This is a genomic window from Ileibacterium valens, from assembly GCF_001945525.1.
In the GTDB taxonomy this organism is placed as follows: Bacteria; Bacillota_I; Bacilli_A; order Erysipelotrichales; family Erysipelotrichaceae; genus Ileibacterium; species Ileibacterium valens.
This window is the reverse complement of sequence record NZ_MPJW01000090.1, coordinates 1-16,525: the sequence shown is the minus strand read 5'-3', so window position 1 is coordinate 16,525 and position 16,525 is coordinate 1. Positions and strand designations below refer to the sequence as shown.

The following is a 16,525-nucleotide window of genomic DNA, read 5'->3' as shown; positions in this document are numbered from 1 at the left end:
TGCCGTATCCCCCTTTCTGTAAAAAAAATCAGTTCTATTTCTATAGCTGCTTTAGTTATTAGCTGACAAAATTTCTATTTTCTGATTCCCTGGTTCTTGTACTGATTCATTTTTATCATTTTTGTGATCTTCTTAATCCACTCAATACGATCGCATTCTGTCAGCGTCTTTATTATATCGCAGGAAACTGATGGTTGATTTCAGAGCGCATACATCAGGAGCTCTCCAGGATTTATTACAGAAACAGTCTTAAACAGATAAGTACTCAATCAACTCTTTAAAATCGCCATGAGGAATAGAATCCAGAGTACGATTCTCCTTATTAATCAGGTGAGTTGTACGAATAAATACGGGTAGGCCAATCTTACTGGCACAAAGATCCTCAGTCATATCATTTCCAACCACAAGGCACTCTTCAGGATTCAGATTCAACTTCTCAAGAATTTCCTGAAAATATTCAGGGTTTGGTTTTGCTCTGGAGGAATTCTCATAAGTTGTCACCAGATCGAAATCTTCAGGATTGAGATTCCCCCAACGTATGCGACTGTTTGTCGCGATTGCTGGAAAGATCGGATTCGTAGCCAGAATCAGCTGATATCCCTGCTCTTTTAACTGTTTAATCAATGGAGCAGATTCAGGATCCGGGGGACATACTGCAGAAATATTCTGAAAGGAAGTTTTATAGAATTCTTCAAATTTTGGCAGATCCTTCATCACGGAATCTCCATAAAATTCCTTCATCTTATCCCAGAAGACCTGTTCATTAGTCATTGAAGAGCGATTTTTAACCATTGCTTCTGTACCCTTCCAGATTGAATCAATCAGTTTTTTGGGCTCATATCCTTCAGGCTCCATATGTTTTACCAGCGCCCCAAAGTAATATTTAATGAACACTTCCTGATCCATCGGGAGCAGGGTTCCATCCAGATCAAACAATATTGTTTTAATCGTCATAGATTGCATTATTCCTTTCTGACATGAATACAGGCTCTGCAAAGAGAGCCTGTCCTGTTCTATCTAAATAACAATAACCAGCTGGTTATTGTTATTATTTTACTCGAAATAAGGATAAATCAGTCTGGTGAGCTCCTGTATATCAATCGCTGCCCGACTGTATTCTGCTTCATCAATTAGAATGCTGATGACAAACGGTCTTCTCGCATAGACGATTGCGGTATCATTTTGAGTATTATTTAACTCACCGGTTTTATTGGCCGTTGCAATTCCTTCGGGAATGGCAGAAGGAATTTTTGCTAACCGCTCAGAATCAGCCAGATATCCGAGAATTTTTTCACTGCCGGCTAAACGGTGATGATAAATCTCTTCCATGAATCTGGCGGTATCTTTTGCACTGGTGGTGTTATAGGTTCCGCTCGGATCTAATCCTGAAAAAAGGATCCCTAGAAAAGTCGAGTCAAATCCATGCTCCTGGCAGTATTTATTCACTATTTCTTTTCCTTTGGTGGTATTCCCGCTGCCAAGCATGGAGATAAGCTGAGTCGCTGAATCGTTATCCGAAATAATCAACGACAATCTCAGAAGCTGGTCGATCTGATTTTCTGAATATTTCTCTAACAGCTTATCTCTATGTTCCATGACGGCGCCTGCAACAAATAATTTGATTGAACTGGCAGCAGTCTGGTTTTCAGATTCGCTGTATCCGATGGTCTGTCCTGTATTCAGGTCAATGATTGAAACAGACCAGTTTTGCTTTTCTGGACGGTTGAGGGCAATATAATCATTCATGGTATTCGATGCCTTATTCATGGAAAATGAAGTTCCCACACATAAGGAAATGGAGTCTTCGACTAAGCGGTCAAGCTCCGTTATGGTAGGAATTTCCGAATCTTGCGAATCTGATATTTCATAGAAAAGCCGATTTGAAAAAGGAGATGTCAGTGTCATACAAATCAGGCTGAGGACCATTGATTTCATTGTTCTATAATACAGAGATGCAGAAAGTAAGTTCAATATCTTCCGGCTTTTTCTCCCATAATTTTAACAATTTTATTCAATTTGGTCTGATTTACAAATCATTGTCCTGAATTTATTCTTTTGAACTAAAACTATTCTTCGAAATGTTTAGTCTGGATCAATTTGTCTTTTATGATCCTCTGTAAGAAGCTCAGAATTTCTATCCTGTCAAAGCAATTATCCATACCGCAAACATGCCACTAAATCACAAAAAAGAAGTCTTACCTAACGAATGAAAGGCAAGACTTCTTGAAAGCCATCAGGATTTAATTTCTGCAGCAGAATCATTCAGAGAATTTTTCCTGTCATCATAAATAAAGAACTATTTTACTTCTTCAATGATTGACTCTCTCCAGTGTTCGTTCGGTTTAACACCCAGAACCTGGCAGACAGTAGAAGCAATGTTGGAAAGTCCAAGATCGTCATCCTGTTTTAATGTGCAGTCGAAATTATAAATAATAAATGGAACTTTGTTCAATGTATGAGAAGTCTTTGCTTTTAAAGGAGCATCTTTCTTCTTTGGTTTTTCATACATTTCATCGGCATTTCCATGGTCAGCCGTAACCATGAGGATTCCATTGACATCTTTTACTGCTTTAATGACACGTCCTAAAGCCAAGTCAACGGATTCAACACCAATGATCGTTGCTTCAAGATTTCCAGTATGGCCGACCATATCTCCGTTAGGATAGTTGGTTCTGAGGAAATCATATTTACCGGAACGAATGGCATCGCACAGTTTGTCAGTAATCTGAGCCGATTTCATCCATGGACGCTGCTCAAATGGAATAACATCCGATTCGATTTCTTCATAAACTTCAAGATCTTCATCGAATTTACCTGAACGGTTTCCATTCCAGAAATAAGTCACATGTCCATACTTCTGAGTTTCGGAAATAGCGTATTCGCTGATGCCATCCTTGACGAGCTGTTCGGTTAATGTGTAGTTGATTTTTGGTGGTTCAGTAAGATAATGCTTCGGAATCTGTAAATCCGCATCGTATTGCAGCATACCGGCAAATTTTACATCTGGTACTTTTACACGGTCAAATTTATCAAATGTTTCATCCCCATCAAATGCTAATGAAATTTCCTGAGCACGGTCACCACGGAAGTTATAAAGAATGACTGAATCTTTATCGTTAATTGTTCCTTTAGGATTGCCTTCGGCATCAACAATCACGAATCCTGGAAGATCCTGGTCGACTACACCGGACTCATTGCGGTACGTTTCAATGGCTTCAGTTGCTGATGGGAAAGTTCTTCCTTCACCAAGAACATGAATTTTCCAGCCAGCTTCAACCATTGGCCAGTTGGCTTCATAACGGTCCATGGTAATCTGCATTCTTCCACCGCCAGACGCAATCTCAGCATCAAACTGATCATCATTCAATGCGTTCATGAAGTTTTCAATATCATCAACATATGTTAATGCACTGGTTTCAGGAACATCGCGGCCATCAAGAAGAATATGAACGCGTACTTTCTTTACGCCTTCTTTTTTTGCTTCTTCGATCATTGCCTTGAGATGGTTAATGTGGGAATGAACATTTCCATCCGAGAGCAGTCCAAGGAAATGCAGAACTGAATCATTTGCTTTTACGTTTTCAACCAGATCTTTCCAGGTAGCTGAATCAAACATTGCACCGGATTCGATATTTTCGTTAACCAGTTTCGCCCCCTGAGAATAAATCTGTCCGCAGCCAATGGCGTTATGGCCGACTTCAGAGTTACCCATATCTGAATCAGATGGCAAGCCGACAGCAAGCCCATGAGCTCTTAATACTGTATGCGGGCAGTTATTCCAAAGTTCGTCCAGATTTGGTTTATAAGCCATTTTTACTGCATTGCCCAGTTCGTTATCAGAAACGCCTACGCCGTCCATGACAACCAGAACAACAGGTCTTTTTTCCATGAATATCCTCCTTATAATTTCAAATATATCTGTTCTCTTTTTATTATAAACGTTCTCTCTTCTCATAAGCAGAATTTTCAGAACAACTTATCAACTTTCAAACGATCATGTCCCCAAATATCAAAACAAAAGGGATGAAGACAACCTCATCCCTTTGCTTTTGTTGAATAAAATTTTAATGACCCGCTGATTGTTTCTTCGATTCTGACCGTCCGCAAAATCCAGAACAGATCAGCAGATGATCAGTTCTTATCCGAAACTCCAGCTGAGGAATAACGGGAAAGAAACTGACGAGTTCTTTCATTTTTTGGATTTTCAAAAACTTCTTCCGGAGTACCCTGTTCAGCAATAACTCCTTTATCCATAAAGATCACCCGGTCTGAAACGTCTCTGGCAAATTGCATTTCATGAGTGACTACGACCATGGTAAGACCATTTCTGGCCAGATCTTTCATAACTTCGAGAACTTCCCCGACCATTTCAGGGTCAAGGGCACTGGTCGGTTCATCAAAGAGAAGCACTTCTGGATCCATTGATAAAGCTCTGGCAATTGCCACTCGCTGTTTTTGTCCTCCAGATAGTTTTGTAGAAGCGTGATTCAGGAAATTTGACATGCCAACCCGCTGAAGATGACCTTCAGCAATTTTTCTGGCTTCTTCTTTGGAGCGTTTTAATACCTGACGCTGTCCAATGATACAGTTATCGATTACGTTTTTATTATTAAAAAGATTGAAGGATTGAAAGACCATTCCGACTTTTGAACGATAATCCGTCAGATTGCGGTCCTTATCAAGGATATTTTTTCCATGAAACGAGATCGTTCCTCCATCAGGGATCTCAAGCAGGTTAATGCATCGAAGCAAGGTGCTTTTGCCGCTGCCGCTTGAGCCGATAATCGAAATAACTTCCCCTTTATTGACAGAAAAATCAATATCATCGAGCACTTCGAGATCTCCAAAATGCTTTTTTAAGTGTTCAACTTTAATAATGGGATCCATCATGCAGACATCTCCTTTAAAGCAACTGTTTTGGTCTTATTCATTCTTCTTTCAATCACGTTAAGAATCCAGGTAGCCAGAGTTGTTAAAATCAGGTACAGAATTGCAGTAACCAGATAGACTTCAACAAACTTCATATTTGTTCCAGCAATTGAAGAGGACTGGAAGAACAGCTCGGTCACCGAAATCGCGTTCATCATACAGGAATCCTTCAGGTTTACGACTAACTGGTTTCCGATTGCAGGGAAAGTATTCTTAATCGCCTGAGGGAAAATAACATGAATCATCGTCTGAAGATTTGTCATTCCTAAGGATTTAGCCGCTTCAGTCTGTCCAGGATCAACGGATTGGATACCTGAGCGCAAGATCTCAGCCATATAGGCTCCTGTATTAATAGAAATAATAACAAAACCGGCTGTAATAGCATCCCAATGGATAATTGGGCGCAGCAGATAATAGATAAAGCAGGCCTGTATCATCATTGGGGTTCCACGGAAGACCCAGATGTATAAGCCAGTAATCATCTGACCAAATTTTTTCAGCGCTTTTTTGAATGGTGAATCGAGAGGATCTACTGGCATCCCTCGAATCGCTCCAATAATCAGACCGATCAGAAATCCAAAGACTGTTCCGACAACAGCAAAGGCGACGGTAATTTTAATGCCGTACCAGAACATGGGCCAGGATTTCAGTAATATCGACCAGGCGTATCCTAAATCAACTTTCATGAATTTTATTCACCAGTAGGTGCGCGGTCTACAGACTCAAGCATCCAGTCGCCTCGGGTATCTTCATCGATCTGATCAAGAGCTGCCTGAACAGATTTGAAAAGTTCAGAATCTCTTGAATCATTTTTCATCCCGATGGATACAGTTGTATCTACGTCAAAACCTTTTCCTTCATCAAAAGTGATGTATGTCAGATCATCATTTGCGGCTACGATTCCTTTAGCTACAGGAAGTTCAGCAGTAATCGCATCGGCTTCTCCTGCCTGAAGAGCCAGAATGAGTTCTGGATATTTTGATTTTGGAGTCACATGATCAACTCCTTCAATCTGGTCGATTACATCATCATAGTTCGTGTTTTTCTGACCGATTACTTTCCAGCCGGAAAAGTCCTGAATATCCTTAAAGTTTTCAGCTTCAGATCCCTTTTTAACGATCATAACCATTTCAGATCCATAATATGGAGTTGTGAAATCAAGACCTTCTTCACGTTCATCATTAGCGGTCATACCAGCAATAATGGCATCAATTTCACCGGATTCTACTGCTGGCTGCAGTCCATCCCAGTTTACTTTCTTAATGACCAGCTCTTTACCCATGTTATCGGCAATTGCTTTCGACACGACTACATCGTAGCCATCACAATAACCAGCTCCAGTTCCAAGAGAAACGGCTGTCTCTCCTTCCTCAGCTGTCTGCCAGTTGAACGGAGCATAGTCACATTCCATTCCGACAGTAAAGGTTCCCTTTGAAGCATCCGAAGCATTGTCTGCAGAAGCATCTTCTGTAGGTTGAGAAGACGAGCATCCCACAAGCAGGATGGCAGCACAGCTGGCTGCCCAGAACATCTTTTTCATCTTTTTCTCCTTTACAGGAAATAAAAAAACTGTGGTACCCACAGTCAACAAGTAATTATTAAGATAACTCCTCTTCGACTGAAGGAGTACATGAGGTATTCCCCCAGGTACCAAAGAACGAAACTGCCATTTCTTTCTTTTCGGCGATGATTGCCTTTCCTTCTTTTCATCGAATGCCTTCTCCAAAAAGTACTCATCTGCATCGCTGCCTCTATCTTTTTATTTCATCAATTTTCTTCATTGATTATATAAAGTCGATAACTGAGTGTCAATGAAGGACAACGGCTATTGTGCCCACTACGCAAAAACAAATATGATAGATTTGATCATCAAGAGTATTCAGATTCTTATCTTTACATGGGAATAAGCTAAGAGCGAAAGCAATCGAAGATCATTCAGCTATTCAAGTCTGCTTCCTGAATCAATGGCATTGAGAAATAACGCAAAAAAATGAACAGAATCTTTTCATTTCAGAATTGATTCTGTTCATTTCCATTTTTCATCTGCCAGAAATTTAGAACAACATTCCAAACTTTCTGACCGTCTGAATTTCATTCTGAGCAGGACTACTGAAAGTAAGTCATCAGACCAACAATAAACAGCAATAAAATAACCGCTGGCAGAATCCATGCGCAGTAAAACTTCATCCATTCAGGAATTTTTATTCCTTTTCCTGTATTGGCCTCCTTAACAAAGCTATCCCATCCCCAACCAAGAGAGTGAGTGCAATAGATCACAAAGATGAGAGAACCAAGCGGCAGGAGAATGTTTGAAACAAGAAAATCCTCAAAATCTAGAATTGTATTTCCGGCTTTCAGGGGTTCAATCCAGGAAAGAACATTGAATCCCAGTGCGCATGGCAGCGAAAGCACGAAGACCAGACCACAATTGATCAGGCATGATTTTTTTCTGCTCCATCCAGTCAGATCCATCGTTGCCGAAATGATGTTTTCAAAGACTGCAAGCACTGTAGAAAAAGCTGCAAAACTCATAAACACAAAAAACAGGCTGCCCCAGAATCTTCCTAAAGGCATCGCGTTGAAAATATTGGGCAAAGTGATAAAAATCAAAGAGGGGCCTGCAGTGACTTCCACCTGAAAAGCGAAACAGGAAGGAATTATAATCAGCCCTGCTGTAATAGCGACGAATGTATCCAAACAGGCTACATTGACCGATTCCGACAGCAAAGAGTGATCTTTTTCAATGTAGGATCCAAAAATCGCCATTGCTCCTACACCCAGTGACAGGGTAAAGAAAGCCTGATTCATCGCATTGACAATGACATTACCCCAGCCAACCGCTTCGGCTTTTTGGAAATCCGGCATCAAATAAAAACGGATTCCTTCTTCTGAACCAGGTGTGATCACTGAATTGATAGCCATAAATACCATAATGCAAAGCAGAGCCAGCATCATCCACTTGGTTATTCGTTCCAGTCCATTCTGTAAACCAACCGCACAGACTGCAAATCCAGCCACTACAACAATTCCCATACAAATGATGAGCGACCAGGGATTGGCGATCATCTCTGCAAATCGACTGCTGACTTCTTCAGTATTCAGACCAACAAACTGTCCGGAACATGTATCGATGAAATATTTAAGCATCCAGCCGCATACAGTCGTATAAAACATCATCAACAGGTAATTGCCAGCAAGTGCTGCTTTACCATGCCAGAACCAGTTTTTCTTATTAGGCGTCAATTTCTGATAAATCTGAACAACGGACTTCTGCGCGCTTCGGCCCATCGCAAATTCCATAGTCATAACAGGCAGCCCAAGAATTACCAGGAAAAACAGGTAAATCAGAATAAAAATCGCTCCGCCATTCTGCCCAGCTACATACGGAAATTTCCATACGTTGCCAATGCCAATTGCACAACCGGCAGAAAGCAGAATAAAGCCCAGACGCGATCCAAGCTTTTCACGCTCCATAATCTCTCTCCTCGTCCTGTTTACCACAAGATCATAAGCGATTAAATCATACCGGAATTCTTTCAAGGCAAACAGGGAAAATTTTTACCGATCCAAGAGTTGTCCGGAAAACTTAAGCCTTTGAAGATATTTATGTATTGTGCTTTAGCTAAACGGGTGTTAACTGGCTTAATGTATTCATTATCGAATAGATTGATTCGATTCAGTCGGTGCTTCACTTGAAATCCAATTAAATCTGTATAATTTTGCTTTATTGTTTTCTGTCATAGGTATAGAAAATAGCTCTTCAGCCCCAAGCTGTTGTAATGCTATAGACGCATCTTCATTTGTGGATAAAAAATAAGGGACGTTATTTTTCTCAAGAAGACTCAAAAATTCTTCCGAATAATTGCCAGCTGCTATAAATGATTCAATACGTTTAAAATCTTCTGGATCTATTCCTAAATGACCACCTAAATTAAGTACAGCCGGTTTTGAAGAAATCGCCAGTAAATTTCCAGGACTAAGACCGTAATTTTCTCCATTATCACCAGGACTATACAGGGCTTGCGTATATAACCGAATTCTCGGTTCATTAATCTTTTTTATTTCATCTCCCAGATCTTTAATAAATGGCGGTACCATATTCTCATCAAAATTCAGAAGACGAGAAAAATCCCATCCATACTTGCTGATTCCGCTTCCGTTGAATTTTATATCGTTCTTAAAAGCCTCCTGATTGGTTACGAAAGTTTGAATTGTTCCAAGAATAGTGATTATGCTAAGAACAGCTGGGATGATCCAATTGGTCTTTTTCATCCAACTGATCTTTTTCATCCATCGACTTGGCCAGTACAGAATCAAAAGAATACTCAATCCAAATATAAAAACCATCAGATACTGATAGCTTGCCAATACCCGCCTATATACAAATAAAACCCCACAACTCATTAAGAACTGTAACAACGTTGCTCTAAACGGAAGCAAAATTAAAAAGAATACCAGTGCATACAATGAGAGATATAAACCAGACTTACGCCAGCTAAAAATTAACAATAATGGAATAAGTATCCAGCTATAAAACGTAAACGGATCTTTGGAATAGAATCTTTCGACTGATTGTTCCGTGATCTGCAAAAAGCGCTGCATTTTTTCATTGAGCTCAGTGATTGAATTTAACCTGCATCCAATGTAGATCAAAGCTGCGCTGATTATCAAGGATAGTATGAATATAATCCATTTTCGATTTTTGATACTTTTAACCAGAGATGAATAACATTTGATTAAAACCATTGCTGAAGCAAAACATATAAAAAGGCTCACCGCTATTGTTGAAAACGAAGTCAACGATAATGTTAACATTGCAACAATCAAAAGTTTTCTGAAGCTAAATTTGGAAATCATCGGATAAGCAAAATAGTACAGAACGAAAATCCCACTCATGCGAACCACAGAGGAGCCATAATAAGCCGCATTCGTAAACTGCCACAAATCATACGAATAAAAGACCAGGTTATCCGGCAGCATTTCCATAAAAAAGCCCTGTGGCAATAAAAACAAAAAGAAAGGAGTTAGAACAAATTGCCTAATGCTCACAGGTAAAAACTGTCTGGCGATACACATTAAAGAAAAGCTAAATAACATATAAGAACAGACAGCCATAGTTACTCTCATGAAAAACACCGGATAAATCCCTGAAATCCATGCAAGTAATGCATATGATATTTCATAAGTATTCATCACACGGGCAAAATCCAGATTAATTAACGGGTCTAGTCCCCCATCCGCATAGTTTTCCATCATCATGCTTGCTGAACCTATCTGATCAACCATCTTTCCAATGTAATAAGCGTCATCATAATTCATAGACAAATAGGCAAGCTGATTAGCAATTGAAAAAGCCATAAACAGGGCTACGAATACTATTAAAAGCCAATAATCGAATATAAACTTTATACTTTTATGTATATATTGATCAAATTTCAGTTTCTTAAATGATAGGGTAGTTTTTTTATTTTTAAAAAGAAACCAGATCGAGTAAGCATAAAAGCCAGCTAATAAAATCAGGCTGATAATCACATACAAATTCCAGGATATATGAAAATGAATAGCCAACTGTCCAGGAAAAAACAAAATAAAAAACATTGCGAAATAACCAATAATCCAACTCTTCATTTTTGAATTATTGTTGTAACCACTCGCCTGCAGTAGTGCTGATCCTCCTGATATATTCAGCAGACTGAAGACAACCAGGAATAATATTGTAAGTATCCAGTTCATTACCGTCAGCTCCTAATTCTTTAAGATAAGCAGTAAAACTGAAGATTATATAGATATTTCACCTAATGTATATCGTTCAGTTTACAAGCTTTATTATCCAACAAATGAGCATTCCTGCACTCCAGATATACAAACAAATTTCCGCTGCTTTTTTATTTGATTTTAAATAAGATACCACTGTCATTCCAAATAACAGAATAGATGGCAGTAAAAAGGGATGAAAGGCGATTGATGCTGCCAAATCTCCCTTCAACAAAGCCAGTAAAGCTCTTGTCATTCCGCATCCTGGACAATCGATCCCAGTAATATAACGGATCGGACAATGATAGCCAAAAACAAACACAACCAGGCCGATCACGAAGAAAAGGAAAGCAGCTTCAACTCTCTGCTTTCCTTTATTGCTTTCATGAGCCTTACGATCAGTAAACGGAAGGTCTGGAATATTATAGTTGTCTGTTTGCTTTTGAATGTTCTTTTCCTTATTCATATTTAATCAGACAATTCAGCTGATCCTGAATAATAGCAGCGGAAGCTAATGGACAGAATATAGCCAGCAGCCCAGTTAGAATCGACTGGTTCTGAACCTGATAATTTCTTGCTCTGAACTGGGCAAGTACATTTTCTTCTTTCCAGAAGAAGAAAATCTGGAATACACCACAGGAAAGCAGGATAAGGATAAACGACAGCACTGGATCGAGTCCTTTTGGTTTTTGCTGACGGGCAGCAATCAAGTTAATATCACGAGCCAGCATATAAACCCAAACGAAATACCAGATACCGCAGGTCAGTATACTCAGTAAGATGTATAGAATTACCGAATGAGTAATTACAGTGTTTGAAATTGGCGTTTCATACTGATTCTGATAGGTCTGAGATGAAGAATAATCAGAATCAGAGCTTCTTGTATTTCTGGGAATAAAAGCGCTCAAATTTGATTGATCTAAACGTGTCCAGTCATTCATTCCTTCTTTCCAGACGTACGAAGCCGGATTCAGGACCCCATTATTGATTAATGAAATCATAGCTTCCTGTGAATAAGGCCCTGCCGATTTACCGTTATCGACGTAAAACCAGTCTTCCGATTTATTCGGTTCAGACTGACTGTAGTCATTATATGAAGTATCAAAAGTTTCAGTTTCTTTTTGAATCTGATCCAAGGTTTTCTCAGGATAGTGTTCTTCTTTGGCCGCCTTCGATTCATTTATCAGCCCCATAAGAGAAGTATCTGCAAGATGAACCCAGTTGCTCATGCCCTGTGTCCAAACATAGGTAGAATCTGTAATTCTTCCCTGTTGATAGAATTCAACCATTTGACTTTGCTTGAATGGCCCAACGGATTCCTTATTTTCAACGAAATGCCATTCTGGAGTGATCTGATCATCACTTGCTTCATCGCTATTGGAATTCTGCTCTACATCATCATCTATAGAGACAGGTTCTTTATTCTGATCTACTGTAATCAATTGGTCAGCTTCCTTATTCAGATCCAGAGAAACTTTATCATCAGAGTTTGATTCATCTTTTTCAATCTTTGTACCGCAGTTAATACAAAAATTGGCTTCATCCATATTCTCGTAACCGCAATTTTTACATTTCATATTTATTCCTCACAATCTACTTAATCTAGTACGAACGATAGAAACATCTTTCTTGTCTGTAAAACGATTCAACAGATTTTCATTTTATTCCAAAATCGTATTTAAATGAGCTCAAAATCCTACGCTCTTTTCAACTTCATGAATATTATGCCGGATTGATCGACAATTTATCGCAAAAGTTTCTTAAGAATTAGACAACAATTTCTAAGGATATCGAATAGATTCAGAATGTATGTTCAGTTTCTTGAAAAAAATGAGCAGCCAAAAAGCAAAAAGAACAGCTTTCGCTGTTCTTTTCAATTTCAAGATTTTGATGATTTATGACGATTCTGAAAATTCTTTTTAACAACCTCAAAGAAAGTCCAGGATCTGTACATTCGATCTGCCGGAATATATTGGTTGATGTAATGCAGAAGCTTCTTTGGTTCTCTTGCAGAAAACATGAAAGTTCCATCCGATTTCGTTTTTAAACCGATTCTTGGAATATACTTTCCCTTAAAATATACCGCTGCAATCACTACATCCACTTCATCCCAGGGGATCTGAATATTTTTTTGTACATTTCGATCCGAATAAAATTCAAAAGCCTGATCTCCTACCATGATTTGTCCATAATCGGCAAATCCGGAAAAAGATGTTCCCTTAACAACAAAGTCAGCCTTGTGATTAATCGACTGTACCAAAACAATGTCCCCTTTCTGGATAAATACAGATCAGTTCATAAAACCTTATCACCTGATTAAAGAATATGGGCAAGATGTCCAAGGATACCAACCAGGAACAGAGCGATGATGATGACGATTGGAGAAACTTTCTTCTTCAGCAGCCAGCAGCAAAGCAGGGTCAGTAACAGAGGAACAAGTCCAGGGATCAGATCATTCAGGTTCTGCTGCAGCGTAGTCACTTTTTCAGGACTTAAGGACAGACCAGCAGCCTGCTGCTCTAAAGCCGTACGGATTCCTTCTGAACCTGCAGGCAGATTAGCCCAGTCAATATAGGCACCTTCCTGCAGCTGAACAGTAGAAACTGTTGGTGTGAATGTTACGTTTACCCAACGTTCAATCAGCGCACCAAGAACAAACATACCAAGGATGGATGATCCTTTAGTAACCTTCTGTAAAAGTCCACCGGACATATCAGAAGCGATTGCAGATCCTGCCTTGTAACCAAATTCCTGTGTATACCACATGAAGGCAATACGAATTACGTTCCAGAGAACGAAGAACAGGATTGGTCCCATGATGTTTCCGGACATGGCCAGAGAAGCACCCATGGCAGCCAGCAGAGGTCTTACTGTAAACCAGAATACTGGGTCTCCAATACCAGCCAGAGGTCCCATCATACCGACTTTAACACCCTGGATGGCTGCATCATCAACTGGTGCGCCATTCGCTCTTTCTTCTTCAAGAGCCATGGTTACACCCAGAATTGGGCTGGCAACATATGGATGAGTATTGAAGAACTCCATATGACGCTTCATTGCTTCAACCTGGTCTTCTTTTTTTGGATAAAGCTTGCGGATCACTGGCACCATTGCAAAGCACCAGCCACCATTTTGCATACGTTCATAGTTCCAGGAACCCTGAAGCCATGTTGAACGCCACATTACGCTCTGACGGGTTTTCTTATCGAGAGAATATTTTTTCTCGGTAGTATTCACATTCTGTGTCATTTTTATTCTCCCTTCAGACCTAGTAATCGTTCAGGATATCCCCGAGAGGGTCACCTGATACAGAACCGCCAGCACCGGTTCCTTTGTTTTCAGAAAGCTGAAGGTAAATCAGAGCCAGAGCAACTGCGATAACACCTAAAGCAATCAGAGTTAACTGAGAAAGTGCGGCGAGGGCAAAACCAAGAGCAAAGAATGGCCATACTTCTTTATTAGCCATCATGTTGATAACCATTGCATAACCAACAGCTACAACCATTCCTCCACCAATGGCCATACCATCAGTCAGCCAGGCTGGCATGGAGTTCAGAGCATTCTGAACCACATCAGCTGGAATAAACAGCAGAGCTGCACATGGAATCATAATACGGAGACCTTGAATCAGGATTCCAAACAGATGCCACATTTCAAGACCTTTAATATTTCCTTTAGCTGCTTCAGCATCCATTCTGTGAACGATAGGTACAGAAAGGGTACGGCAGACCATGGTCAGGAACAGACCAGCTACAGCCAGAGGAACGGCTACAGCAATTGCAGTAGAAACACCATTGACGCCCTGTCCGCCAAGAACAAGGATTATGGCTGAAGCGGTGGCTGCCAATGCGGCATCCGGAGCTACGGCTGCACCAACGTTTGCCCATCCAAGAGCAATCATCTGCAGCTGACCGCCAAGCATTACGCAGGCTGTCAGGTTATCGCCGCCCATAACCAGACCGATTAAGGTACATGCAACCAGAGGCTGATGGAACTGGAATTCATCCAGGATACCTTCGCAACCGGCCAGGAAGGCGATAAGAACGATTAATATCATCTGAATAATATTCATATATCCTCCTGAGGTTTATTTCAGTTCAGCTTCCGCCTTGGCCACCAGGTTATCCATATTATCTTTGGAATCTGCCGGTACTTTACGGACATCGAACTTAATTCCTTTTTCTTTCAGTTTTTTGAATGTCTCAACATCTTCCTTGCCAAGTGCAATTGCATTATTAACAACGACTTTACCAAGAGAGTGAGCCATGGAACCGATATTCAGTTCCTTAATGTCTGCTCCAGCATCAATAACTTTCAAAGCGTCTTCAGGATTTTCAAAGAGCAGCATGGCTTTTGTAGCACCAAAACGTGGGTCTTTAGCGACCTGAATCATTTTAGCGATTGGAACAACATTGGCTTTTACTCCTGGAGGAGCCGCCTGTTCAATCAATGATTTACGTAAATCATCATGAGCTACGCCATCAGATACAACGATGATACGATCCGGGTTTACCGCTTTGGTCCAGGCAGTTGCAACCTGACCATGCAGCAGACGGGAATCGACACGAGCCAGTACATATTTAATATGTCCGTCTCCTAATACAGTGCCTTCAGGGATAGCTCCCTGAGCGACTGGTGCTGCAGCTGCCGGAGCGGCACCTTCTGTTTCAGGCTGCAGAGATTCTGGAAGAGTCTTGCATCCTTCCGCACCAGTTTTGCAGATGTGTGTTGCGATTTCATGAGCATCATCACTTCCAAGTCTCTGAGCATAGGCTTCGATGATCATTGGAAGGTTCATGCCAGTAACAATAGCCCAAGTGTCTTCATGTCCTTTAATGACGGCACTGGACTGGTTGAATGGAGTTCCGCCCCAGAGATCGCACAAAATCAGAACCTGTTCCTGATTGGATAAGCTTGCAATAGCATCTTCAAGTTTTTTCCGGAACTGATCTGGTCCTTCACTGGGCATCAGAACAACGGCTTGCACGTCAGGCTGCTGGCCAAAAATCATCTCGCTGGACTGCTTGATTCCATTGGCAAATTCACCATGACTGGCAAGGATAATTCCTACCATTAAATTTTCCTCCTTTACTTTCAGGCACCGAAACAGCAAATTATTCATCTGAATTAAGCTCTTTCATTGCCTGGAGAATTACAAATTCAGCGCAACTTTCTGAGTAATTGTTATTCCCTTTTATCTTAAGCTATGCTGAACATATTTCAATTAATCACGCGAAAATATGGGATAAAAAATTAAAAAAACTTATTCCAAACACATTATTCACATAATTTATTTTAAAATACCATACAATTGCCGGAATGAAACGTTTTAAATACCAATAATACGCTTTCTTTCAAGCCTTTTGCCCATATAATTGTGTGATATTATTCTGCTTCATATCCCAAAAAAATTTCATCTAAATTATGCTATTGATAATACAAATGAGATGAATTCTTAGCTTCTTAGAATCAATTATGATATCGCTTTCATTTACCGTTGACAGATTTTAAAGTAAGTTCTTTATATTTGACGGGGTTAAACCCTCCGGTGACCGTTGTTAGATTATCTACAACGAAACTGGAGGATTTTTCATTATGCCGAATTATCACTATGCGTCAACCAGAAAAGGAAACCGGGAATTCTGGACCAGACAGGTTCAGGCTTATCACCTGTCCGGACTTTCTCAGAAGGAGTTCTGCCAGAAGAATGGCTTGATCTATACCTCTTTTGGCTACTGGAAACGCAGATTGGAAAGGTCTGCGAAAGCTGAAGGAATAGAGTTTGTAGAGATTGATGTCGCTGCTGTCGCAGAAAACTCTGCCGCTATTACTCTGTCTGTCG

The 16,525-nt window shown here is 40.2% G+C and carries 15 protein-coding genes and 1 riboswitch; of the genes, 1 reads left to right on the top strand and 14 read right to left on the bottom strand.

Features of this window, described 5'->3' with window-relative positions; genetic code table 11:
* Positions 1-249 precede the first annotated feature (249 nt).
* The 14 genes from BO222_RS03750 to BO222_RS03685 all read right to left on the bottom strand — a co-directional run bounded on the left by BO222_RS03750 (position 250) and on the right by BO222_RS03685 (position 15,757).
* Positions 250-954: an HAD family hydrolase gene (locus BO222_RS03750; RefSeq protein ID WP_075818474.1), complete on the bottom strand. Its 705-nt coding sequence runs from the start codon at positions 952-954 to the stop codon at positions 250-252.
* A gap of 99 nt (positions 955-1,053) precedes the next feature.
* Entirely contained in the window at positions 1,054-1,746 is a 693-nt protein-coding gene (locus BO222_RS03745; RefSeq protein ID WP_158024550.1) for a serine hydrolase, read from the bottom strand.
* Positions 1,747-2,296: 550 nt separating this feature from the next.
* On the bottom strand, positions 2,297-3,889 hold the full coding sequence (gene gpmI, locus BO222_RS03740) for a 2,3-bisphosphoglycerate-independent phosphoglycerate mutase (protein ID WP_075818470.1): 1,593 nt from the start codon (positions 3,887-3,889) through the stop codon (positions 2,297-2,299).
* A gap of 242 nt (positions 3,890-4,131) precedes the next feature.
* The gene (locus BO222_RS03735) at positions 4,132-4,890 is read right to left on the bottom strand and encodes an amino acid ABC transporter ATP-binding protein (protein WP_420537272.1); all 759 of its coding nucleotides are present in this window, start codon (positions 4,888-4,890) and stop codon (positions 4,132-4,134) included.
* The gene (locus BO222_RS03730; protein WP_075818468.1) at positions 4,887-5,615 is read right to left on the bottom strand and encodes an amino acid ABC transporter permease; all 729 of its coding nucleotides are present in this window, start codon (positions 5,613-5,615) and stop codon (positions 4,887-4,889) included. The genes BO222_RS03735 and BO222_RS03730 overlap by 4 nt, the downstream gene beginning before the upstream one ends.
* Before the next feature lie 5 nt (positions 5,616-5,620).
* Positions 5,621-6,469 carry a transporter substrate-binding domain-containing protein gene (locus BO222_RS03725; protein WP_075818466.1) on the bottom strand — a complete coding sequence of 283 codons (849 nt, stop codon included), beginning with the start codon at positions 6,467-6,469 and terminating at the stop codon, positions 5,621-5,623.
* A gap of 56 nt (positions 6,470-6,525) precedes the next feature.
* Positions 6,526-6,691: riboswitch (Lysine riboswitch) on the bottom strand.
* A gap of 344 nt (positions 6,692-7,035) precedes the next feature.
* Entirely contained in the window at positions 7,036-8,403 is a 1,368-nt protein-coding gene (locus tag BO222_RS03720) for a sodium-dependent transporter (protein WP_075818464.1), read from the bottom strand.
* A 180-nt stretch (positions 8,404-8,583) separates the two neighbouring features.
* Complete coding sequence (locus tag BO222_RS03715; protein WP_075818463.1) at positions 8,584-10,662, bottom strand: DUF6077 domain-containing protein; 2,079 nt, start codon at positions 10,660-10,662, stop codon at positions 8,584-8,586.
* A gap of 76 nt (positions 10,663-10,738) precedes the next feature.
* Positions 10,739-11,149 carry a DUF2752 domain-containing protein gene (locus BO222_RS14250; RefSeq protein WP_075818461.1) on the bottom strand — a complete coding sequence of 137 codons (411 nt, stop codon included), beginning with the start codon at positions 11,147-11,149 and terminating at the stop codon, positions 10,739-10,741.
* Entirely contained in the window at positions 11,142-12,260 is a 1,119-nt protein-coding gene (locus tag BO222_RS03705; protein WP_075818459.1) for a GYF domain-containing protein, read from the bottom strand. Before BO222_RS03705 ends, BO222_RS14250 begins: the two co-directional genes overlap by 8 nt.
* A 302-nt stretch (positions 12,261-12,562) precedes the next feature.
* On the bottom strand, positions 12,563-12,943 hold the full coding sequence (locus BO222_RS03700; RefSeq protein WP_075818457.1) for a DUF956 family protein: 381 nt from the start codon (positions 12,941-12,943) through the stop codon (positions 12,563-12,565).
* Positions 12,944-12,999: 56 nt separating this feature from the next.
* Positions 13,000-13,932 carry a PTS system mannose/fructose/sorbose family transporter subunit IID gene (locus BO222_RS03695; RefSeq protein WP_075818456.1) on the bottom strand — a complete coding sequence of 311 codons (933 nt, stop codon included), beginning with the start codon at positions 13,930-13,932 and terminating at the stop codon, positions 13,000-13,002.
* Between the two features lie 19 nt (positions 13,933-13,951).
* Positions 13,952-14,755 carry a PTS mannose/fructose/sorbose transporter subunit IIC gene (locus tag BO222_RS03690; protein ID WP_075818454.1) on the bottom strand — a complete coding sequence of 268 codons (804 nt, stop codon included), beginning with the start codon at positions 14,753-14,755 and terminating at the stop codon, positions 13,952-13,954.
* 15 nt (positions 14,756-14,770) lie between these two features.
* Positions 14,771-15,757 carry a PTS sugar transporter subunit IIB gene (locus BO222_RS03685; RefSeq protein ID WP_075818452.1) on the bottom strand — a complete coding sequence of 329 codons (987 nt, stop codon included), beginning with the start codon at positions 15,755-15,757 and terminating at the stop codon, positions 14,771-14,773.
* Positions 15,758-16,278: 521 nt separating this feature from the next.
* Here BO222_RS03685 and tnpA point away from each other — a divergent pair.
* Positions 16,279-16,525: IS66 family insertion sequence element accessory protein TnpA (gene tnpA, locus BO222_RS03680; RefSeq protein WP_198931989.1), on the top strand; the 247-nt coding region annotated here is incomplete at its 3' end.

Coding starts and splice junctions, on each gene's coding strand:
- BO222_RS03750 (WP_075818474.1), bottom strand. CDS start 954: ATGACGATTAAAACAATATTGTTTGATCTGGATGGAACCCTGCTCCCG.
- BO222_RS03745 (WP_158024550.1), bottom strand. CDS start 1,746: ATGAATGATTATATTGCCCTCAACCGTCCAGAAAAGCAAAACTGGTCT.
- gpmI (WP_075818470.1), bottom strand. CDS start 3,889: ATGGAAAAAAGACCTGTTGTTCTGGTTGTCATGGACGGCGTAGGCGTT.
- BO222_RS03735 (WP_420537272.1), bottom strand. CDS start 4,890: ATGATGGATCCCATTATTAAAGTTGAACACTTAAAAAAGCATTTTGGA.
- BO222_RS03730 (WP_075818468.1), bottom strand. CDS start 5,615: ATGAAAGTTGATTTAGGATACGCCTGGTCGATATTACTGAAATCCTGG.
- BO222_RS03725 (WP_075818466.1), bottom strand. CDS start 6,469: ATGAAAAAGATGTTCTGGGCAGCCAGCTGTGCTGCCATCCTGCTTGTG.
- BO222_RS03720 (WP_075818464.1), bottom strand. CDS start 8,403: ATGGAGCGTGAAAAGCTTGGATCGCGTCTGGGCTTTATTCTGCTTTCT.
- BO222_RS03715 (WP_075818463.1), bottom strand. CDS start 10,662: ATGAACTGGATACTTACAATATTATTCCTGGTTGTCTTCAGTCTGCTG.
- BO222_RS14250 (WP_075818461.1), bottom strand. CDS start 11,149: ATGAATAAGGAAAAGAACATTCAAAAGCAAACAGACAACTATAATATT.
- BO222_RS03705 (WP_075818459.1), bottom strand. CDS start 12,260: ATGAAATGTAAAAATTGCGGTTACGAGAATATGGATGAAGCCAATTTT.
- BO222_RS03695 (WP_075818456.1), bottom strand. CDS start 13,932: ATGACACAGAATGTGAATACTACCGAGAAAAAATATTCTCTCGATAAG.
- BO222_RS03690 (WP_075818454.1), bottom strand. CDS start 14,755: ATGAATATTATTCAGATGATATTAATCGTTCTTATCGCCTTCCTGGCC.
- BO222_RS03685 (WP_075818452.1), bottom strand. CDS start 15,757: ATGGTAGGAATTATCCTTGCCAGTCATGGTGAATTTGCCAATGGAATC.